The following is an 18,728-nucleotide window of genomic DNA, read 5'->3' as shown; positions in this document are numbered from 1 at the left end:
CCTCACTCGCCGGTCAGGCGATCACGAAGCCGCTGGAGGTTTCATCGATGGCGGTTGACACCCCGCCGCGCGCCGAGCCGCGGCTTCGCAAGGCTCCGGCTGGCCTGGTGTGGGGAATCGTGGCCGGGTTCGCGGTGCTGGTAGGGCTGGCCGTGTGTTCGTTGATCGTCGGGTCCAAGGACGTGGGCGTCCTCGAAGCGTTGGCGCTGGTACACCACGATGACGGCACCGACCTGGCGTACATCGTCCGCGAGCTCCGCCTGCCCCGGACGCTCCTCGCCCTCGTCATCGGGGCCGCGCTCGGTCTCGCGGGTGCGTTGATGCAGTCGCTCACCCGCAATCCGCTTGCCGATCCGGGCCTGCTCGGCGTGGAGATCGGGGCCGCCACGGCCGTTGTCGTCGCCATCTCGCTGCTCGGTGTCACCGCCCCCGGCGGCTACGTGTGGTTCGCCCTGGCCGGCGCCGCGACGGTCGCGATCGTCGTCTACCTGCTCGGCTCCAGAGGTCGTGGCTCGACCCCTGAACGCATGGTGCTCGCGGGCGCCGCCGTCACCGCGGTGCTGGGCGCGTTCGTCGGCATCGTCCTGCTGATCGACGGCCAGACGTTCGACCGCTACCGGTTCTGGATCATCGGCTCGCTGGCGGGCCGCGGTTTCGACGTGCTGTGGCAGACCGGCCCGCTGATGGTCCTGGGCGCGGTCGTCGCGCTCCTGCTCGGTCGCAGCCTCAACGCATTGGCGCTGGGCGACGAGACGGGCCGTGCTCTCGGCGTGAGGATCGAGCGCATCAGGCTGGGCGGTGCCGTGGCCGTGACGTTGCTGTGCGGCGCGGCGACCGCGGCCGCGGGGCCGATCGGGTTCGTCGGGCTGGCAGTTCCGCATGTCGCGCGACTGATCACCGGCCCGGACAACAGGTGGGTGCTGCCTTACTCGGCGCTGCTCGGACCTGTCCTGGTGCTGGGTGCGGACGTCGTCGGGCGCGTGGCGGCCGCGCCGGGAGAGCTGGAGGTCGGAATCGTGATGGCCTTCGTCGGGGCGCCGGTATTCATCGCACTGGCCAGGCGCCGCCGGATCACGCAGCTGTGAGCACGATCCTGCGCTCCCGCTCGGGTGCCATCTCGTTGCGTGTCCGCCCGCGTGCCGTCGTCGTCGGCTTGCTGCTCACCGCAGTCGTCGTCGTGCTAAGCCTGTTCATGCTGACCACAGGCGACCTGAAGGCATCCGTACCGGATGTCCTGCGCGCAATCGGTGGAGAAGGCCCGCGCGGACTGCAGCTCGTCGTCAACACCTTCCGCCTGCCCCGCCTGCTGACCGGTATCGGTGTGGGCGCCGCCCTCGGTGCCGCAGGGGCGATCTTCCAGAGCGTGTCCAAGAACCCGTTGGGCAGTCCGGATGTCATCGGCTTCACGACAGGTTCGGCGACCGGAGCGCTGCTGGTGTTGCTCCTGTTCCAGGACAGTGCCCTCGGGGTTCCTCTGGGCGCCGTGCTCGGCGGTGTGGTGTCGGCGCTGGTCGTGTACGCGCTGGCGTATCGGCGCGGGGTGCAGGGGTTCCGGCTGATCCTCGTCGGCATCGGCGTGAGCGCGATGCTCGCCGCGGTCAACGCCTACCTGCTCAGCCGGGCATCGCTCAAGGACGCGCAGAACGCACAGCACTGGCTCGTGGGCAGCCTCAACGGTCGCGAGTGGACGGACGTCGGCACGGTCTGGGCCTCTTTGACCGTGTTGCTTCCGCTGGTCGTGATGCTCGGGAGACCCATGTCGTTGCTGGAGATGGGTGACGAGGCCGCGACCGCCCGCGGCGTGCCCGTGGAGAGCACGAGGCTGACCCTCGTGATCGCGGGAGTGGCCCTGACGGCCGTGGCCACGGCCGCCGCGGGCCCGATCGCCTTCGTCGCCCTCGCCGCACCCCAGGTCGCACACCGTCTGGTGCGCGTCGGGGCGGCAGGTCCACTGCTGTCGGCGCTCACCGGCGCCGCTCTGCTGGTCGGAGCCGACCTCGCCGGCCAGCGCCTGCTGTTTCCGCTGCAACTGCCGGTGGGACTGAGCACCGGAGCGATCGGCGGTCTGTACCTCGTGTGGCTGCTGGGAAGGGAATGGCGCAGGGAATGGTGACACCGGGCAGGCTCCGAGCCGAGAACCTCACATTGGCCTACGACGAGCGAGTAGTGGCCAGGGACCTGGGCATCACGATCCCCGACGGCTCGTTCACCGTCATCATCGGACCCAACGCCTGCGGTAAGTCGACCCTGCTCAAGGCGCTGGCCAGGATCATCAACCCCACGCGAGGCGCCGTTCACCTGGACGGTAAGGCCGTCTCGGCCTATTCGACCAAGCACCTGGCTCGCGAGGTCGGCCTTCTCCCGCAGACCTCCATCGCCCCCGGCAGCATCATCGTCGCCGACCTGATCGCCCGCGGCCGCTACCCACACCAGCGCATGCTGCGCCAATGGTCCACAGAGGACGAACAGGCCGTGCTCTCGGCCATGAAGCGAACCGGCGTCGAGGAACTGTCGGACCGCTTCGTCGACGAACTGTCCGGCGGCCAGCGACAACGCGTGTGGCTGGCCATGGTCCTCGCCCAGCAGACCCCGATCGTGCTCCTGGACGAGCCGACGACGTTCCTGGACATCGCGCACCAGATCGAGGTGCTCGACCTCTGCGCGGACCTGCACCGGAAGGGTGACCAGACCCTCGTCCTTGTGCTGCACGACATCAACCAGGCTTGCCGTTACGCGACGAACCTAGTCGTGATGTGCCGCGGCGAGGTGGTGGCGCAGGGGGTGCCGACCGAGATCGTCACCGAGGAACTCGTCAACGACGTGTTCGGCCTGCCGTGCCGGATCATCCCGGACCCGGAGGTGGGCACGCCGCTGATCGTGCCCCTGGCGAGGCTGGACGATCCCCGCCGAATCGTGAACTGACCGACGAGACCCGCCGCACCTCCACCGGCAGCGCGGCGACTCACATGATTGTTGATCCACTGTCCTACACGTCGATTGCGAGTGCCGCCCACTGCGGAGTCCTCAGTCGTATCCCATCGCACAGAAGGAGGACACCCCATGAGGGTCATGTTCGGGTTCCAGACCCAAGGACATCGCATCCTGCAGACACTTTGGGCATCTGAGCACGAGGTCGTCCTGATGATGACGCACCCGAGGGGAGGGCGCGTACGAGAAGATCTGGAGCGATTCCGCGTGACGATCGTCGTCGGCACCTAGGCGAGAGCAAGGCGTTGCTGGTCAAGCAGGTTCGTACCGCCGACAGGCAGAGCTGAAGGCGCAGGAGTGCTTCAAGAACATGGGCGGGCCCCTGGTCTCGCGGGCTTGATTGCGACGTGCCGCTGACCAGTTCGTGATCGGTATGGTCCAGTGGATCCTGACGATCGGCTTATGGCTTGTACGCCGCTTCTGGTCCGGCTTGCCCGTGCGGCGATCTGCGGGCGCAGATTTGACCTGAACGGCTTCAAGGCTGTCGAGGAGGTTGGAGCACGGTGTTTCTTCTCGAGCGGCTACGTGCCGAGGCACGTAGCCGTGGCTTGTCGGATGCTGAAGTCGAGCGAGGGATGGCGCTCGTCAGGCCGTGTGGCGTGCACCGGGAGGACGGAGTTGTCGTTGGCCGTTTCGGCGGGCCGATCATGGTGCCCGCCGACGCCGGGGAACGACTGTTTCCGCTGGTCGCGACAATCAACTGTGCGGCAGTGCCCTCGGAGTCGCTCGACATCGCGTTGCCATCGGACGGACAACTCCTGTTCTTCGGCTATCCCGAGGAAGACGGGTTGGGCGAGGTGCTGTACGTGCCGGAAGGTGTCGCGGTCGAGGAGCGGCAACTCGACGAAAGCATCCTGTCGGAGCCGTATTTCGACGAAGTCCATGAGGACTACCAGCGAGGTGACCTCAAGATCGTCCCCCGCCTGTCACTGCCGTTCTTCGGCGAGACCGAAGCTCTGGCCGAGATCTGTGCCGCAGACTGGGATGACAGCGGCAGGACATTCCTTCTCGGCGGCTACGGCACCGACTGCAACGGCGAACTCCCCACTGATTACGCAGCCAACGCTGCGTTGGACGACAACGAGACCCAGCAAGGCAGAGCCGCAGATGCCGACGACTGGGTGCTTCTCGCAGAGATCACCGTCGACCATCCGGCCAGCGGCGGCGCGGACATGTTCTGGGCGATCCGCCGTGAGGACCTGGCCTCACAGCGTTTTGAGCGTGCCGGCTTCGTCACGTACTTCAACCCGTGACCGGGTCCAGCGCCTCACCGCCTGGGCTACCTCCGTTACCGGAAAGCGCAGCGAACCACAGTGAGAACTCCGTGTCACCGGCGGCATGGGACAGGAGCGAGGGGTGAACAACGGGATCATCGCGCCAGGTCCGGTTCTGGCCGCAGTGCTGCTGGCCCTCGTGGTGGTCGCTGCGGTGGTGATGTGGCTGGGCCGCATCGGCCAGTGGCATGCGGCCGTCACTGCCTCTGCGCGCGCGATCGCTCAACTCGGGGTTGTGTCGTTGCTGATCGCGGCGGTGCTGCAGTCCATGTGGTTGACGGCGTTGTTCATCGTCGTGATGTTCGGCGTGGCCGCCGCGACGTCGGCCCGGCGTGTGGGCGAACTGCGTGACTGCGCGTGGACGTCGGCCGCCCTCGGGGCGGGGGTGGTGCCCGTGTTGGCGATGCTGGTGGGCTCCAGGTTGATTCCCGTTGCCCCGATCGCGCTGGTTCCGATCGCGGGCATCTTGATCGGCGGGGCGATGACTGCCACGTCGTTGACAGGACGACGTGCGCTTGAAGTGCTGAAGACGCGACATGGAGAGTACGAGGCGGCGCGGGCTTTGGGTTTCGGCCAGCGAGACGCGGTCTTGCTGATCTGCCGCCCGAGCGCCGGCGACGCGTTGCTCCCAGCGCTGGATCAGACTCGAACTGTGGGGCTGGTGACCTTGCCTGGTGCGTTTGTCGGAGTGTTGCTGGGCGGCGCTACGCCCCTTCAAGCTGGAGCCACCCAGGTACTCGTTCTGATTGCCCTCCTGGCGGTCGAGGCTGTTGCGGCTCTCGTCGTTGTCGAACTCGTCGCAGCGGGGAGGTTGAAGCCGTGAATCAGGACCCGGGCCTGCCGAAGTCCTGATCTTGATTGCGAATTTCGGCGCATATCGGCGTAGTGTTGTTGGCACCGTTGCTGTTGTGTGCCGATAGATCGCCCGCGTTGGAAGATCAGTTTCGCGTGGCATGATCATCGAGGTCGCGTGGCAGTCGTGTCAAATGAGCACATTCCAAGATCGATTGGAATCACTGCCGCTTCCGATGTACTTCCTTGTGAAGTTGCGTTGGCGGTAACTGATCTGCGCGCCGCGCCGATCTAGTGCTCGACTGCAGGCAGTCTGTCCGTAGGATGGCGGCCGGGTTCCGGAGAGGGGCGAGCCGTGGCGAAGATGCCCAACTGGCTGGTAGGCCAGGACTCGAAGATGTGGTTCGCCTTGGTTCGATTGAGCGCCATCTTCGGCATCGTGACGCCGATCTTCACTATCATCATGACGATAGTGACGGGAAGTATTTCGGCGCCTGCGGTCATCCTGGCTCTATATGTGTGTGCGTTAACGACTTTTCTGGTTGTTCTGTTGATCAGGATGGAGAACAACAACCATCGGGAGCTGAGATACGGGCCTGCGACGATGCCGATGCGAAAGGCGTTCACGGCGGTCGCCAGCGCGTCGTGGAATCTCTTCCAGGGCGATCCGTCTCAAGAGGCGTTTCGACTTCGGTTGCAGGAGTCTCTTCGGTACTTCGCAGAGGCATTCACGCTGATCACGGGAGCCAAGTGTCGCGCATCGATCAAACTCATCCAGGCTCCGTTGACGCCAGCGCACTCCGAGTTGGACATCCGGGTGCGAACTCTGTGTCGTGACGGAGATGACACAAGTCGCCCGCCGCATGAGGTCGACAGGATCGGCGACAACACAGATTTCAAGCAAATATTCACCGAGGCCAAAGCATACTTTCTTTGCAACGATCTTCCGAAGCAGTTGAGCAAGGGGTATCACAACTCGCACTGGGATGCGAAAACCTTTGAGGACGAGAGCTTCGACTACAAGGCCACCATAGTGTGGGCCATCGAGCGTACGGAGGTTGCTGCCCTCGAGGGCTCATCGTCGCGGGAGATCATCGGATTTCTCTGCGTGGACACCCTGAACACGGGTGCGTTTCACCCGACGTACGACGTAGCGCTTGGTGGAGCGTTCTCGCAGGCGCTCCACCTTGCCCTGCACCAATTCCGTGTAATCGAGGAAGCTAGCCGTGCGCAATCGACTGGTAGCGCGTCTGGTCAGCCTCATGATGGAGGGAAAGACCGATGACAGCCAGTGATGGCGCATCCTTGGCCGCGTCAGATCGTCATGATCAGTGGTTTGACGAGGCTCGTGTAGTGGATCTGAACTGGGTTGAGTTGTCGCTGACCACGCCTGTGGGGGACTCGGTCTCCTACCGCATTCCTCGCTGGACGTTCTTCAAGGAGATCGACCAGGAGGCGCAGCCTCTGGAATGAGTCCTGCGCGAGCCGCGCTGGCCAGCCGAAAAAGCTCAGCTCACGCAGGAGGGTCATTTCGAAGTGCAGGAGTAGCAGGACTTCCCGCCGCAGTCGGCCTGACTCGCCCAGAGTTCATCATCGACGTGGATACCGAGGCTGCGCATCGCTTCTGCGGTGTTGACCTCGGGACCGTGGTGAGAGCCCATGCTCTCGTCGACGGGGTCATGATGAATGAACCGGCCCGCGATGCGATCGCAGAACGCCGCGTAGTCGCGAGTGTGGATTATGAAGGTGTGCCAGGCGATGTCGACGGCGTCCGACGGAGCGAAGCTGTCGCCTGGTTGCCGGGCGCACAGGAGGAGAAAACCAAGTGCCTGGTCGAGCAGCCGTTCGGCGTACGTCGGCTCCAGGACCTTCTCCAGCACCATTCGGTCAACAAGGCGCTTCCAGAGGCCTTCGTCAATCAGGTGCTTGTGCTGGTGCGATGGCGCTGTGCTGCGCGGCGCAACCAGGGGTGCGGCCATTGGGGCAACCTTCCGGGTCTGAGATCGACCGCAGTTCGCCGGGCAGCGAACCTTGGTTCGGCGGCGCCGTAGAGTGGGGTGCGGTCGTCTCGTGCAGCGCTGTCGCGTGTCGTGTATCGGCGGAACTCTGCCAGACGAGTGAAACGCCCGCGATTCCGGGGCGTGCCGTGCACGGACTCAACGCCGGGGCCACGATCAATAGTTGCTACTCGAGGATGCGACCGTTCGGCTCGTGAGCTCGTCGAACTATGGGAGCCCGCCATGCAGCTTGAACCGTCCCACCGCACCCTCGCTTGAGCTCGGCAGTAAGACACAGGAGCGTTGGCTCGGACAGATAGGCCGGGCTGGCCCTGGGGAACTAGCGGAAGAGCCCGTCTCCCCAGAACCCGCCCTCGCGCACGCCCGGCGGTACGGCGAAGTGGCCGGACCCGGTGTGCTCCACGTACTCCATCATGTCGTCCTTTGTGGACAACGCCTGCTGCATCGGCACGAACTGGCTGCGCGAGTCCCGGTTGAACGCCACGAAGAACAGGCCCGCGTCGAGGTGGCCGAGACCGTCCGAGCCGTCGGTGAAGTTGTAGCCGCGGCGCAGGATCCTGGCGCCGTTCAACGACTCCGGTGACGCGAGCCGGATGTGCGCGATGTCGCCGATCAACGGGATCCCGCCCGCGCCCTTGACGTGCAGGTCGGGTTCGTCGAACTCCTTGGCCTGCCCGAGCGGCGCGCCCTCGCCCTTGTTCCTGCCGACGATCTGCTCCTGCTCGACCAGCGACGTGCGGTCCCAGATCTCGATGTGCATGCGGATCCGGCGGCTGACCAGGTACGTGCCGCCGACCAGCCAGTCAGGGCCGTCCTCCTCCGAGACCCACACGTGGTCGCGCAGGTGGTCGGTGTCCTCGGCCTTGATGTTGCGGGTGCCGTCCTTGAACCCGAACATGTTGCGCGGCGTCGCCTGGTCGCGCGTGGTCGAGGAGGTGCGGCCGAAGCCGAGCTGCGACCAGCGGACCGCGACCTTGCCGAACCCGATGCGCACCAGGTTGCGGACGGCGTGCACGGCGACCTGCGGGTCGTTCGCGCAGGCTTGGATGCAGATGTCGCCGTTGCTGCGCGCCGGGTCGAGGTCGTCCTTCGGGAACCGGGGCAGGTCGATCAGCCGTTCCGGGCGCTTCGACGCGAGCCCGAACCGGTCGTCGAACAGCGACGGCCCGAAGCCGATCGTGATCGTCAGCGCGGACGCGGGCAGGTCGAGCGCCTCACCGGTGTCCTTGGGCGGCGCCTCGACGTTGCCGCCGACCGCGCCGTTCTCCGCCGCCTCCTGGCCGGCCGTCATCCGTTCCGCGGCAACGGTCCACTCCTTGAGCAACGCGACCAGCTCGTCACGGCTCTTGGTCTTCACGTCCAGCGCGACGAAGTGCATGTGGTCCTGCGCGGGAGTGGTGATGCCGGCCTGGATCTCGCCGCGGAACGGCACCTTGGCTGCCGCGACGTTCTCCACGGCCGCCGACTCGCGGGACGCGAGCACCCCGGCGGCGGCACCCGCGCCCGCGAGCGCCACACCGGCGCCCGCGAACCCGAGCAGCCTGCGCCGGGAAACACCCTGATCGGGCTCGTTGTGCTGTCCGGTCGGAGCGTTGTCGATCACTAGCGTTCTCCCTGGTGCTGAAGCGTTGTCCGGGTCTGTGCGCGCATCGGCAAGAGCACTTCGAGTCGTGTGCCACCGCCGTCGCGGTTGACCGCGCGCACGATGCCGTCGTGGCTGGACACGATCTGTTCCACTATCGCCAGTCCCAGTCCGGATCCGGGGAGCGCTCGCGCGGCTTCCGCTCGGTAGAAGCGGTCGAACACGTGGGGCAGGTCGTCGGGTGGAATGCCGGGCCCGTGGTCGGTCACCGACAGCCGTGCCACGCCTCCCGTGGCGCGCAGCGTCACGTGAACGGGCTTCTCCGGTGGACTCCATTTCGCCGCGTTGTCGAGCAGGTTGAGGACAGCGCGTTCCAAAGCGGCAGGACGGCCGATGAGCGACACGGAGGCGAGCTTGGTCGTGATCTTGACGTGCGGTGTGCGTGCTCGGGTGCGTTCGACCGCCGCGCCGGCGACGTCCGCGAGATCGAGCCTGGTGGCGGGCTCCTGGCTGGTTTCTCCTTTGCCCAGTTCGACCAGTTCGCCGATGAGCGTGCTCAGCTCGACGATCTGGGTTTCGAGATCACGCAACAGGGATGCGCGGTCAGCGGGGGAGAGGTCGCTGTTGAGGGCTTCGGCGTGCACCAGCAACTCGATGTTGTTGCGCAGGCTCGTCAACGGTGTGCGCAGCTCGTGGCTGACGTCCTCGACGAGTCTGCGCTGAGAAGTCCGGGAGTCGTCGAGCGCGGTGAGCATCGCGTTGAACGCCTCCGCGAGACGGGCGATCTCGCCGCGTCCCCGGAGCGGGATCTTGGCCGTCAGGTCCTGGGTGCGAGCGACCCGCTCCGCGCCGGCGGTGAGATCGTCCACCGGCCGGAGTGCTGTGCGCGCCACGCTGCTGCCGAGCACAGCGGCAGCAAGCACTCCGACGAAGCCGACGGCCGCGTGCAGCAGGCCGAGTTCGGCCAAAGTGGACTCGATGCCTTCGGCGTCCCGGGCGACCTGGACGACGCCGTCGCGACCTGGGACCGCCCAGACCCGGTACTGCTCATCTCCGATGTGGACATTGCGCACCTGGCCCGCGGGTGTGGCCGGGATGTGCTCTCCGTGCTTGGCGCCGGCCGTGGCGACCGTGCCGCCGGCCGAGGTGAACTGCACGATCAGCTCGCCGTGGCCTGGACCGTCGTCGTGGTCGGCGGGTTGGATGAGGCCGAGTGCCTCGGCGGGATTGCCAGCCGTGGCGGCGAGCTGGGTGTAGGAGCGGAGCTGGTCGTCGAACTGCCGATCGAGCTTGGCACGCACCACGAGCCAGGAGGCGACGGCGACCATGATCACGGCGACGGCCGCGGCCCCGGCGGCGAGCATGCCGAACCTGGCCCGCAACGACATCAGGCGGTTCACAGCGGCTCTTCCCGCAGCACGTAGCCGACTCCGCGCACGGTGTGGAGCAGGCGAGGTTCCCCCTCGGCCTCGAGCTTGCGACGCAGATAGCCGACGTAGACGTCCACGCCGTTGGACGGGGTGCCGTAGTCGTAGCCCCACACGTGGCCCGCCATCACCGCCCGCGTCAGCACGACCCTGGGGTTGCGCAGAAAGGTCTCCAGGATGCAGAACTCCGTCCTCGTCAGCGTGAGCGGACGGCCTGCCCGAAGCACTTCACGCGTGTCGGGGCGCATCGCCAGGTCACCGAACCGGAGTTCTTCCCCGGCGACGCCGTTCTGAACGCTGCCGCGCCGCAGCAGCGCCCGCACTCGAGCGAGCAGCTCCAGCAGCGAGAACGGCTTGGCGAGGTAGTCGTCCGCCCCTGCGTCCAGACCGTTGACACGGTCTGTGACATTGTCACGCGCTGTGAGCATGAGCACTGGGGTTGTGTCGCCGCTCGCTCGCAGCGCCCGGCATGCGTCCAGGCCGCCGAGCACGGGCATCATCACGTCCAGAATCACGCCGTCGGGCTTGCGGGTGCGGATGGCTTCGAGCCCTTCCGCTCCGTTGGCAGCGACACTGACCTCGTAGCCTTCGAATCTGAGGGTGCGCGACAGCGCTTCCCGCACCGCAGCCTCGTCGTCGACGATCAGAACATGCACATCGTTCAATCTACTGCCTTGTAGAAGTAGATTGCCGTCCGTTAACCTTCGGCTCGTCACACTGGGTTCGTGAACGCCATCGCACTGAACATCCTCGATCCGCACAGCCTTCTCGCCACGTTCGGCCCGGTGGGCGTGTTCGTGGTGATGTTCGTCGAAACAGGTCTTCTGGTCGGGTTCTTCCTGCCCGGCGACTCCTTGCTCTTCACCGCGGGCCTGCTCTCCGCCACGGCGCTGAACCTGTCACTGGGCCTGGTCGTGATCGCGGCGGCCGCAGGAGCGATCCTTGGCGCGCAGACCGGGTACTACCTCGGTCGCGCCGCCGGGCCACGTCTGTTGAACCGCCCTGATCGACCGCGCCTCGTACGGGCGACTCAACGCGCGGAGGAGACGCTGACCCGGTACGGCGTGGGCAAAGCGGTGGTGCTTGCGCGGTTCATCCCGCTGGTGCGCACGGTCCTCAACCCCCTCGCGGGCGCGCTGCGGGTGCCGGTCGGTGTCTTCACGCTTTGGCAGGTCGTGGGCGGCCTGTTGTGGGCGGTGAGCCTGCCGGTCGCGGGTCACCTGCTGGGTAGCCGGATACCGAACATCGACACGTACCTGCTGCCGATCATCGGCGTGATCGTGGTGCTGTCGGCGATTCCGGTGCTGCGGGAACTGCTCAAAGCCCGGCGGGCGTGATCTCCAGGCGGTAGCCGTGGCCGCGCAACGTGGTGATCTCCGGGGCGCGGCCGGACGGCTCGGCGAGCTTGCGGCGCAACGCGGCGATGTGCACGTCCAGCGTCTTCGTCGAGCCGTACCAGTGCGCATCCCACACGTCGGTCATCAACGCGTCGCGGCTCACCGCGGTGCCTGGTTCCTGGGCGAGGCGCGCGAGCAGATCGAACTCCCTGGCGCGCAGCGAGACCTCGGTTCCGTCCACGGTGACACGGCGTGCGGAGGTGTCGATGCGCAAACCGCCGACGATGATCACGTGCTCACCTGGGGGCGCCGCCGGGCCGCGCCTGAGGTGCGCCTTGATGCGCGCGTGCAGCTCTCCGAGTCGCACGGGCTTTGTCAGGTAGTCGTCGGCACCCGCCTCGAGGCCCATCACGATGTCCATCTCGTCAACCCGCGCGGTCAGGATCACCACCACGGCTTGCGGCATCCGGGCGCGCAACTCCCTGCACAGGACGACACCGTCCACATCGGGCAGTCCGAGATCGAGCAGCACGAGGTCCACGGGCTCCGCTGCACGTGCGGCCGCGCCCGTGGACGACCAGTCGACCTCATAACCGTGCAACCGGAGGCTCGACTCCAGTGCCTGTCCGATGGTCCTGTCGTCCTCGACCAGCAGCACCCTCTGCATGTCCGCGACCTTATCCCGTCAACAACATCAGGAAACGAAGGCAAACTGCGCGTTAACCGAACGAGTGGGAGTTGTTGTTCATGTCCCGCATAGCTTCGGTGAGGTGACAGAAGCGCAGTGGTTCGTGGCGGTGGGGGACTGGGTGCAGCAGGCGGTGTGGCTGCAACGTCCGCTGGTCCTCTTCAACGAGTACGGCCTGGTTCTCTTGGGCGCCGTTGTGCTGGCGGTGCTCGGTTGGTCGGCGTGGACCGGACGGCCAGAGCTTGTGGGACGCGCTCTGTGGGTGCCGATGTCCATGGCGGTCGCGCCCACGATCGGCCTCGTGGTGAAGAACATCATCGCCGAGCCCAGGCCGTGCCGCACGATCGCCAATGCCCCGATACTGCTTTCCTGCGAGGGGCCGACCGACTTCTCGTTTCCCAGCAATCACACCACAATCGCGGCGGCCTTCGCGGTATCGCTGTTCCTGCTGAACCGTCGCTGGGGCGCGGTGGCGGTCGTGTTCGCCTTCGTGATGGCCGCGGCGAGGGTTCTTGTAGGTGCGCACTATCCGCACGACGTGCTGGCAGGGTTGCTGTTGGGAGCGTTGGTCGGCGCGTGCGGCGTGTTCATGGAGCCGTGGGTGGTCGCTGGTGTGCGACGGGCGCGGCTCATCCGGTCGGAGGCGCGCTGACTCAGGTCCGTGGCGGATCGGGTGCGAGTGTGCCGTCCGGGGCGATGTGCTCGAAGATCTGGTCCACCAGCGCCAGCACGTGTGGGTCGTCCACTGTGTACAGCTGTCGCCGGCCATCGCGCTGAGCGGTGATCACTCCGGCGAGGCGGAGCTTCGCCAAGTGCTGCGAAACCGTGGCGATGCCGATCCCGACGTGCTCGGCGAGCGTGCCGACGTCGTAGGACCCGTGGGTGATCAGCCACACGAGGTGCAACCGGACGGGGCTCGCCAGCAACGAGAACGTGCCCGCGGCCGACCGGAGCTGTGCTGCGGTCGGCTCTGGCGGCAGAGGCGGGTTCACCGCGGACGTGGAAGTCATGGCGCCGTCATCCTCCCATTCGATCCTCGTGACTCCCACTATCAGCACACTTGCATACTTGCGAAACTAACGAAATGTTAGTTAGGGTTCGAGCACTCCGAAGGGGAGTAGTCCACAACACCAGACGTCGACACACTGAGAACCTCGTGTTCTCCGGCGCTGGGGCCGGTCACGCGATCGGTGGACGAGACCTTCGGCCATGCAGTCATGCCTGGCCGAGCCTTCCCCTGGGGTCCGGCCGGGCTTGTCCGGAAGGAACCCGATCTCGTGTACACCAAACTGCTCCGCCCACTGTCGTTGTGCGCGGCACTCACTTTGCCCGCACTCATCGCACGATCCGCGGGCCTGCACCCGGAGGCCCTGGTCGCGTTGCTGATGTTCGGTGCCGCTGTGGTAGCCGCGTCGTTCGTTCTCGCCTGGGCTGCGGAGGCCGCGCAGGTCGACATCTCGGGAGGACTCGCGATCGCCGTGCTCGCGGTGATCGCCGTGCTGCCGGAGTACGCGGTTGATCTCTACTTCGCCTACACGGCGGGGTCTGATCCCACCTATGTCGCCTACGCCGCGGCGAACATGACCGGTTCGAACCGCCTGTTGCTGGGCCTGGGCTGGTCGTTGGTCGTGCTCGTAGGGCTGGCGCTGGCCCGGCGACGGACCGGCCGTACGGTGCGGGAGCTGGTGCTCGAATCCGGATACAGGGTCGAGCTGGGGTTCCTGGCGATAGCCTCGCTGGTCGCGTTCGTCGTTCCCGCCACCGGTCAGATCTCCCTGCTGCTCGGGTTCGCCCTCCTCGGCTTCTTCGTGTTCTACCTGTGGAAGATGTCACGCGCCGAGGTCGGTGAACCGCACCTGGTCGGGCCCGCCGCGACCATCGGCGCGCTTCCCCGCAGGGCAAGGCGGACACTCGTTGTGGCGCTGTTCCTCTTCGCGGCTTTGGTGATCGTGGTCAGCGCCGAACCATTCGCCCAGGCGCTCATCACGACGGGCCGGGAGCTGGGTGTTGACGAGTTCCTGCTGGTGCAGTGGCTCGCACCGCTCGCGTCGGAGTCACCGGAGTTCATCGTGGCGATCCTTTTCGCCGTGCGCGGCAACGCCGGCGATGCCATCGGCACGCTCATCTCCAGCAAGGTGAACCAGTGGACGCTGCTGGTGGGCAGTCTTCCGATCGCCTACCTCGCCGGAGGTGGTGGCGCGGGCGGGCTGGTGCTCGACGCGCGACAGGTCGAGGAGTTCCTGCTCACCGCCACGCAGACGTTGCTCGGTGTCGCCGCGTTGCTCGCGCTGCGTTTCCCGCGCTGGGCGGCCTGGACGTTGCTCGGCCTGTTCGCCGTGCAGTTCGTCTTCCCCGGCCAGACCGCCCGTTACGTCCTGTGCGGCATCTACCTGGTCCTGGCGATCCTGGCGCTGGTCCGCAACCGGGAGCACGTCCTGCCGACCCTGGCCGCGCCGTTCCGCCGCGCGCCGCGACCAGCGGACGTCAGCTGAGGGTGCGACTGCCCGCCGTCCACTCCGGAATCGGGTCGTAGGCCCGGACGTCGTGCGCGGGTACGACGTGGATCCGGTCGGCCACGGCGATGACGTTGAGAAGGCCCGCCCGCACCTGGGCGGGCTGGACGTCCGCCAGCAACTGCAGCATCTTCGGCCGCTCGGCTCGCAGGGTCACGCCTTCCTTCTGCCAGGTCAGGTCACCGATGAAGGCGAAGCGATGTTCGTCGGGCAGGGTGACGAAGACGACGACGGAACCGTCGGTGTGCCCGCCCGCCTCCACGATGACCACCGAGCCGTCTCCGTGGACGTCGTGGCTGCTCGGGAATCCGAGATAGGGCGGCCCGTCGAACGTGTAGTGGTGGATCTCATGGTCACGGGCCACGTCTCGGAACACCACCGCGTCCTTGGCGCGATCGACGTAGCGGCTCTCCGCCGCGTTCATCCAGATCGGGGTGTCGAGCTCCGCCAGACCGCTGACGTGGTCCCAGTGGGCGTGGGTGATCACGACACCACGCAGGTTCGCCATGTCGTAGTTCTTCATCCGCAACTGGTCGTGCACCGTGGAGGTGAGCTCGTGCGGTGAACGGCGATACGCCGGCATGGTCGCGATGTGGGCCTCCACGTTCGCGCCGAATCCGGCGTCGATCAACAGGTCGCCGGACGGATGATGAACGAGGACGGCGGTCGCCGCGAACTTGCGCACGTCGCCGAACGATCCGCCGCGATAGGCCAGAGCGGCCCGGTTCTCGTAGGTGCCGGTCGGGAGTTGGAAGATGGCCATCCCCGCAGGCGGGGATGCTTCTGGCAGCGGGCCGGTCCACGGCGCCGGAGCCGGCAGCGGTGCGGGCCGGAACGACCTGACCGCGAGGAGCGAGGCGATGATGACCGCGATCACCGCGGCGGCCGAGACGAAGATCATGAGTTTTCGTGCCTTCCAGTGAAGAAGAGGCGCATTTCCTCTGCTGCCAGGGCAGTGCGTGCCTGGCCCACGTACAGCGCGAGCAGAACGGTGAGGACTTCGAGCGCGGGCTGGTCGACCCCGGCGCGGACGGCGCGTTCCAGGTGTGTGGTGAGCCGGTTCCCGCGGACCCCCTCACAGATCAGCGCGGTGAGGATGACGATGCTGCGACTGCGCTCGTCGAGCGAAGGGTCGTTCCAGGCCGGACCTCCCGCGGCCAGAACGGCCTCCTCGGCGAACAGACTCCCGACCCGGTCCGCGAATAGACCTTGCACCTCGGACGCGCCAACGCCGAAAGTCTCGGCGTAGACCGCGATTCCGCGCTCTCTTCGCTCGTTCAGCACTTCATCCTCATTGCTCACCCTTCGATTCCACCCCGGCGGCCGGGCCGGGCGCCAACACCTGATCCGGCAGAGCAATACCGACAAGGTATGGTTGCGCGGTGGTGGATCTGCGTTCTCTGGGCTACTTCGTCGCGGTAGCCGAAGAACTCAACGTGGGCCGGGCAGCGGCCCGATTGCACATGTCGCAGCCACCGCTCAGCAGAGCGATCCAGCAGCTGGAGACCGAACTCGGCGCCGAGCTGTTCACGCGCTCCGTTCGTGGGATGACGCTGACGGCCGCCGGCCACGTGCTGCTGCCGGAAGCACGTGAGGTGCTCGCCCGAGTCGGATCTCTGCCTTCGCTCCTGTCACAGGCAGCCGATGCGCGCACGATCACCATCGGAACCCTGGCCGACAGCGTGGACCGGGCAGGACGCACTCTGATCGACACGTTCCGCTCCCGGTACCCCGGAGTCGAGATCCGCATCATCGAGGGCGACCTCACCGACCCCGCCGTGGGTGTCGACCGCGGCGAAGCCGATGTCGCGATCACGCGCGGCCCGTTCACGGCTTCGGGCGTCGTCGTCGCCGAGATCCGCAAGGACCCCGTCGGAGTCGTCGTCCGGGACACCGATCCACTCGCGGTTCGTGAGCGAGTGCGGATGGACGACCTGGTGGACCGCCGCTGGTTCTGCCTCCCGGACACCGCGGACCAGCTCTGGAGGAGCTTCTGGACCGGCGGCCACGAGCCCGTGGACGGCACCGTCGTGAGGACCGTCCGCGAGTGCGTCCAAGCTGTGCTGTGGACTAACGCGATCGGCCTCGCGCCGTTGACGATCAGCCGCGCGCCCGGCATCGCGGTCGTTCCCGTCGACGGTGTCCCGCCCAGCTCTCTCGTCGTCGCGTGGCGTCGGCGTGACCGCAACCCGCTGGTCCACGGGTTCGTCGACGTGATGACGGCGACGAGCGACTGATCCCGCGCGTCACCGGACCTCGAAGTTGGCCATCATCGCCATGTCCTCGTGTTCGAGGTTGTGGCAGTGGAAGACGTACTTGCCGCGATACCCGTCGAACCGGATGGCGATGGCCACCTCCTCAGCCGGCCGGATGTCGACGGTGTCCTTCCAGCCCGCGTCGAACGGGCCTGGCGCTTCTGAACCTCGCGACAGCACCTGGAACGGATTCAGGTGCAGGTGCACGGGGTGGTGGAAGTCGGCGCGCAGCCGCCACACCTCGACCGTTCCGAGCAGGGGATCGGCGGCGATGTGGTCGGACGAGAAGGCGCGTTCGCCGATCAGCCACCCGTTCCCGCCGTGCACGTCACCGGCCCTGAACGCGAACGACCTGGTGGTGACGGCCTGTGCCGCTGTGAGTCGCTCGATGCTCGAAAGCCTGGCAGGCAGGGTGAAGTCGTCCCGTGTGGACTGTCCGACGACGAACTGCATCACCTGTGACATCGGCCCGCTGTCGAAGTCGTTCAAGATGGTCACCTTGGTACCCGGCGAGTACGCGGAGAAGTCGACGATCACGTCCATTCGTTGCGCTGGAGCCAGTTCCAGGTGATCATGGTGGATCGGTGACTCCAGCAGTCCTCCATCGGTGCCGATCTGCGCGAAGCCGGCTGCTGGCGCGGGATCCAGCCGCAGCGACAGCCGACGTGCGTTGCAGGCGTTCAGGAACCGCAGCCGGTACTGAACGGCCTCGACTTCCGCTATAGGCCACGGCGATCCATTGACCAGCATCGTGTCGCCGAGAACACCGGCGACGTAGTCGCCCGTCACGCCGGGGATGCTCAACAGGCTCGGATCGATGCTCGGATAGAGGAACGAGCCGTCCGCGGCAAAACTTCGATCAGTGATCATCAGCGGCAGCTCGCGTGCTCCGGATGGCAATCGCAGCGCGTCCTCTTCATCATCGCGATGGAGGTGGAACCCGGCAAGACCGCGCCACACGCTCGGCCCGGTGAAGTCCATCCGGTGGTCGTGGTACCAGAGGGCGGCGGCTCGCTGATCAAGCGGGAAGACGTACTCGCGGGAGCCTTGGGTGACATCCCCGATCATCGAACCGCTCCCGTGGTGACCTTCATGGGACACCATGCCGAGAGGGTTGATGAAGTCGACGGGATAGCCGTCGCTCGAGGCGGGGGTGTGGCCACCGTGCAGATGGACGACCGTCGGCACCGGCAGCTGGTTCACGTGTGTGACGATCACCGGGCGCCCCCGACGGCTCTCGATGGTCGGCCCGGGGAAGATGCCGTTGTATCCCCAGATCCTGGTCTTCACGCCGGGCAGGATGGACGCGGACGCGGCGGTGTGGACGATCCGGTAGTGATCACCGTCCACATCAGACCTGAACGGCTTGAGGACTTCGGGGATCGTCAACCGGCGGGCGAACGGCACGGGCGGGGGCCGCTCGCTGCGCAGGAGACTGCCGGTGGACTCGGTGCCGGTTCCCTTCAGCAGCAACGGGGTCCCGACACCGACACCGAACAGTCCTGTGATTCCCGCACCGAGCAACGTGCGCCGGCTGATCCCGTTCATGCCGTGCGCCACGCGACGGTCGCGAGCACGACGCTCAACGCCACGAAGGCGACTCCCAGGGGAACGTGCAGAACCATCCAGCGCAGGTGACCGGCGGTGACCTGAAGGGTGATGACGCCGAACTCGACGGCACTGGCGGTGATCGGCCACCCCGGGCCGCCACCCACCACCCGGAAGATCACGGCCGAGACGAGCACGGCGAACGCCGCGCCGGCGATGACGTTGGCGTTGGTGCTGTGGAGAAGGAGGGAGGGGTACACCCCGGCCAGCAACTGGCCCGCCAGGACCGGCTGAGCCACCGCCAGA

At 66.6% G+C, this 18,728-nt stretch carries 21 protein-coding genes; 11 read left to right on the top strand and 10 right to left on the bottom strand.

Annotated elements, in window-relative coordinates:
• Nucleotides 1–47: 47 nt before the first annotated feature.
• The 7 genes from ACFWN2_RS06500 (at nt 48) to ACFWN2_RS06470 (ending at nt 6,527) form a co-directional block, all read left to right on the top strand.
• Nucleotides 48–1,085, top strand: a complete 1,038-nt coding sequence (locus ACFWN2_RS06500) for a FecCD family ABC transporter permease (RefSeq protein ID WP_382425264.1) — start codon at nt 48–50, stop codon at nt 1,083–1,085.
• Complete coding sequence (locus ACFWN2_RS06495; RefSeq protein ID WP_382425263.1) at nt 1,082–2,113, top strand: FecCD family ABC transporter permease; 1,032 nt, start codon at nt 1,082–1,084, stop codon at nt 2,111–2,113. Before ACFWN2_RS06500 ends, ACFWN2_RS06495 begins: the two co-directional genes overlap by 4 nt.
• Entirely contained in the window at nt 2,095–2,922 is an 828-nt protein-coding gene (locus tag ACFWN2_RS06490; RefSeq protein ID WP_382425262.1) for an ABC transporter ATP-binding protein, read from the top strand. The genes ACFWN2_RS06495 and ACFWN2_RS06490 overlap by 19 nt, the downstream gene beginning before the upstream one ends.
• 569 nt (nt 2,923–3,491) lie before the next feature.
• Nucleotides 3,492–4,241 (top strand): DUF1963 domain-containing protein, encoded by a 750-nt coding sequence (locus ACFWN2_RS06485; protein WP_382425260.1) that lies wholly within the window; start codon nt 3,492–3,494, stop codon nt 4,239–4,241.
• A gap of 103 nt (nt 4,242–4,344) precedes the next feature.
• On the top strand, nt 4,345–5,085 hold the full coding sequence (locus ACFWN2_RS06480) for an ABC transporter permease (RefSeq protein ID WP_382425258.1): 741 nt from the start codon (nt 4,345–4,347) through the stop codon (nt 5,083–5,085).
• 324 nt (nt 5,086–5,409) lie between these two features.
• The gene (locus ACFWN2_RS06475) at nt 5,410–6,339 is read left to right on the top strand and encodes a hypothetical protein (protein WP_382425257.1); all 930 of its coding nucleotides are present in this window, start codon (nt 5,410–5,412) and stop codon (nt 6,337–6,339) included.
• Complete coding sequence (locus ACFWN2_RS06470) at nt 6,336–6,527, top strand: hypothetical protein (RefSeq protein WP_382425256.1); 192 nt, start codon at nt 6,336–6,338, stop codon at nt 6,525–6,527. Before ACFWN2_RS06475 ends, ACFWN2_RS06470 begins: the two co-directional genes overlap by 4 nt.
• A gap of 53 nt (nt 6,528–6,580) precedes the next feature.
• Here the strand turns inward: ACFWN2_RS06470 and ACFWN2_RS06465 are convergent, their stop codons facing one another.
• The 4 genes from ACFWN2_RS06465 to ACFWN2_RS06450 form a co-directional block, all read right to left on the bottom strand.
• Nucleotides 6,581–7,033: a glycine-rich domain-containing protein gene (locus tag ACFWN2_RS06465; protein ID WP_382425255.1), complete on the bottom strand. Its 453-nt coding sequence runs from the start codon at nt 7,031–7,033 to the stop codon at nt 6,581–6,583.
• A 358-nt stretch (nt 7,034–7,391) separates the two neighbouring features.
• Nucleotides 7,392–8,675, bottom strand: coding sequence for an iron uptake transporter deferrochelatase/peroxidase subunit (gene efeB / locus ACFWN2_RS06460; RefSeq protein ID WP_382425254.1), 1,284 nt, complete (start codon nt 8,673–8,675; stop codon nt 7,392–7,394).
• Nucleotides 8,675–10,054: an ATP-binding protein gene (locus ACFWN2_RS06455; protein WP_382425253.1), complete on the bottom strand. Its 1,380-nt coding sequence runs from the start codon at nt 10,052–10,054 to the stop codon at nt 8,675–8,677. The genes efeB and ACFWN2_RS06455 overlap by 1 nt, the downstream gene beginning before the upstream one ends.
• Entirely contained in the window at nt 10,051–10,737 is a 687-nt protein-coding gene (locus tag ACFWN2_RS06450) for a response regulator transcription factor (RefSeq protein WP_382425251.1), read from the bottom strand. The genes ACFWN2_RS06455 and ACFWN2_RS06450 overlap by 4 nt, the downstream gene beginning before the upstream one ends.
• A gap of 69 nt (nt 10,738–10,806) precedes the next feature.
• On the opposite strand from ACFWN2_RS06450, the gene ACFWN2_RS06445 reads away from it, so the two are divergent.
• Nucleotides 10,807–11,418: a DedA family protein gene (locus tag ACFWN2_RS06445; protein WP_382425249.1), complete on the top strand. Its 612-nt coding sequence runs from the start codon at nt 10,807–10,809 to the stop codon at nt 11,416–11,418.
• Here ACFWN2_RS06445 and ACFWN2_RS06440 read toward each other — a convergent pair.
• Nucleotides 11,399–12,085: a response regulator transcription factor gene (locus ACFWN2_RS06440; protein ID WP_382425248.1), complete on the bottom strand. Its 687-nt coding sequence runs from the start codon at nt 12,083–12,085 to the stop codon at nt 11,399–11,401. The two genes, ACFWN2_RS06445 and ACFWN2_RS06440, sit on opposite strands and share 20 nt — an antisense overlap.
• 103 nt (nt 12,086–12,188) lie before the next feature.
• On the opposite strand from ACFWN2_RS06440, the gene ACFWN2_RS06435 reads away from it, so the two are divergent.
• Nucleotides 12,189–12,758 (top strand): phosphatase PAP2 family protein, encoded by a 570-nt coding sequence (locus tag ACFWN2_RS06435; RefSeq protein ID WP_382425246.1) that lies wholly within the window; start codon nt 12,189–12,191, stop codon nt 12,756–12,758.
• Nucleotide 12,759: 1 nt separating this feature from the next.
• Here ACFWN2_RS06435 and ACFWN2_RS06430 read toward each other — a convergent pair whose 3' ends face one another.
• Nucleotides 12,760–13,116 carry an ArsR/SmtB family transcription factor gene (locus tag ACFWN2_RS06430; RefSeq protein WP_382425244.1) on the bottom strand — a complete coding sequence of 119 codons (357 nt, stop codon included), beginning with the start codon at nt 13,114–13,116 and terminating at the stop codon, nt 12,760–12,762.
• 267 nt (nt 13,117–13,383) lie between these two features.
• Between ACFWN2_RS06430 and ACFWN2_RS06425 the strand changes: the two genes are divergently transcribed.
• The gene (locus ACFWN2_RS06425) at nt 13,384–14,598 is read left to right on the top strand and encodes a sodium:proton exchanger (RefSeq protein ID WP_382425242.1); all 1,215 of its coding nucleotides are present in this window, start codon (nt 13,384–13,386) and stop codon (nt 14,596–14,598) included.
• Here the strand turns inward: ACFWN2_RS06425 and ACFWN2_RS06420 are convergent.
• The gene (locus ACFWN2_RS06420) at nt 14,591–15,520 is read right to left on the bottom strand and encodes an MBL fold metallo-hydrolase (RefSeq protein WP_382425241.1); all 930 of its coding nucleotides are present in this window, start codon (nt 15,518–15,520) and stop codon (nt 14,591–14,593) included. The genes ACFWN2_RS06425 and ACFWN2_RS06420 overlap by 8 nt on opposite strands.
• Nucleotides 15,517–15,921 (bottom strand): carboxymuconolactone decarboxylase family protein, encoded by a 405-nt coding sequence (locus tag ACFWN2_RS06415; RefSeq protein ID WP_382425240.1) that lies wholly within the window; start codon nt 15,919–15,921, stop codon nt 15,517–15,519. Before ACFWN2_RS06415 ends, ACFWN2_RS06420 begins: the two co-directional genes overlap by 4 nt.
• 80 nt (nt 15,922–16,001) lie before the next feature.
• On the opposite strand from ACFWN2_RS06415, the gene ACFWN2_RS06410 reads away from it, so the two are divergent.
• Nucleotides 16,002–16,856: a LysR family transcriptional regulator gene (locus ACFWN2_RS06410; RefSeq protein ID WP_382425239.1), complete on the top strand. Its 855-nt coding sequence runs from the start codon at nt 16,002–16,004 to the stop codon at nt 16,854–16,856.
• A gap of 9 nt (nt 16,857–16,865) precedes the next feature.
• Here the strand turns inward: ACFWN2_RS06410 and ACFWN2_RS06405 are convergent, their stop codons facing one another.
• The gene (locus ACFWN2_RS06405) at nt 16,866–18,422 is read right to left on the bottom strand and encodes a multicopper oxidase family protein (protein ID WP_382425238.1); all 1,557 of its coding nucleotides are present in this window, start codon (nt 18,420–18,422) and stop codon (nt 16,866–16,868) included.
• Nucleotides 18,419–18,721: a hypothetical protein gene (locus tag ACFWN2_RS06400; RefSeq protein ID WP_382425237.1), complete on the bottom strand. Its 303-nt coding sequence runs from the start codon at nt 18,719–18,721 to the stop codon at nt 18,419–18,421. The genes ACFWN2_RS06405 and ACFWN2_RS06400 overlap by 4 nt, the downstream gene beginning before the upstream one ends.
• Nucleotides 18,722–18,728 lie beyond the last annotated feature (7 nt).

This window comes from Lentzea sp. NPDC058436, from assembly GCF_042721515.1.
Lineage (GTDB): Bacteria > Actinomycetota > Actinomycetes > Mycobacteriales > Pseudonocardiaceae > Lentzea.
The sequence above is the reverse complement of the archived record's forward strand: the minus strand, read 5'-3'. Positions and strand labels throughout refer to the sequence as shown.

Bases quoted from the DNA above. Each gene is read 5' to 3' on its own strand.
- ACFWN2_RS06500 (WP_382425264.1), top strand. From the start codon at position 48: ATGGCGGTTGACACCCCGCCGCGCGCCGAGCCGCGGCTTCGCAAGGCT.
- ACFWN2_RS06490 (WP_382425262.1), top strand. From the start codon at position 2,095: ATGGCGCAGGGAATGGTGACACCGGGCAGGCTCCGAGCCGAGAACCTC.
- ACFWN2_RS06470 (WP_382425256.1), top strand. From the start codon at position 6,336: ATGACAGCCAGTGATGGCGCATCCTTGGCCGCGTCAGATCGTCATGAT.
- ACFWN2_RS06465 (WP_382425255.1), bottom strand. From the start codon at position 7,033: ATGGCCGCACCCCTGGTTGCGCCGCGCAGCACAGCGCCATCGCACCAG.
- ACFWN2_RS06440 (WP_382425248.1), bottom strand. From the start codon at position 12,085: ATGCAGAGGGTGCTGCTGGTCGAGGACGACAGGACCATCGGACAGGCA.
- ACFWN2_RS06430 (WP_382425244.1), bottom strand. From the start codon at position 13,116: ATGACTTCCACGTCCGCGGTGAACCCGCCTCTGCCGCCAGAGCCGACC.
- ACFWN2_RS06420 (WP_382425241.1), bottom strand. From the start codon at position 15,520: ATGATCTTCGTCTCGGCCGCCGCGGTGATCGCGGTCATCATCGCCTCG.
- ACFWN2_RS06405 (WP_382425238.1), bottom strand. From the start codon at position 18,422: ATGAACGGGATCAGCCGGCGCACGTTGCTCGGTGCGGGAATCACAGGA.